Origin of the sequence: Kitasatospora sp. NPDC058965, assembly GCF_042741245.1 — a bacterium.
Lineage (GTDB): Bacteria > Actinomycetota > Actinomycetes > Streptomycetales > Streptomycetaceae > Kitasatospora.
In genome coordinates, this window is the sequence record NZ_JBHYKG010000171.1 from 1 (window position 1) to 517 (window position 517).

Below are 517 nucleotides of genomic sequence, written 5' to 3' on the forward strand. Positions count from 1 at the left end.
GGTCGGCGGCGCGGGCCCGGGCGGGGCGGTGGACGGTTACGGGGTGCCGAAGCCGTCGAGGGTGCTGTACTGGCCGGAGAGCTTCGTGATCACGACGGTGTGGCTGCCGGCGGCGAGGCCGGCCGCGGTGAACACCGGGGTGTCGGTGTGGCGGGCCCCGTCGCTCGACAGGCTGCTGACGGTCTGCTGCGGGCCGCCGTCGATCGCGACGCCGATGTCACCCTGGTCGGTGTTGAGTTCGCCGTAGACCAGGACGAAGCTGCCGGTGAAGGAGTAGCGGGCGGTGGCACCGTTGGCGGTCGCGTAGTGCACGTCGTCGGCGAAGTCGCCCACGCCGCGGGCGGAGTTGAGCGTGTAGCCGCTGTAGGAGATCGCGGCGTCCGTGTCGTTGACCCGGGTGGCCGTCGGCATCGTGATGCCGAAGCCGTCGAGGGTGGCGTACTGGCCGGAGAGCTTGGTGACGGTGACGGTGTGGGTGCCGGGGGTGAGGCCGGTGGCGGTGTAGACGGGGACGTCG

General features: G+C 71.8%; 1 pseudogene. It reads right to left on the reverse strand.

Annotation, left to right across the window (positions count from 1 at the left end):
- Nucleotides 1-36: 36 nt before the first annotated feature.
- Nucleotides 37-517 (reverse strand): annotated as a pseudogene (locus ACFW1A_RS25290) (hypothetical protein); the annotation flags it as partial.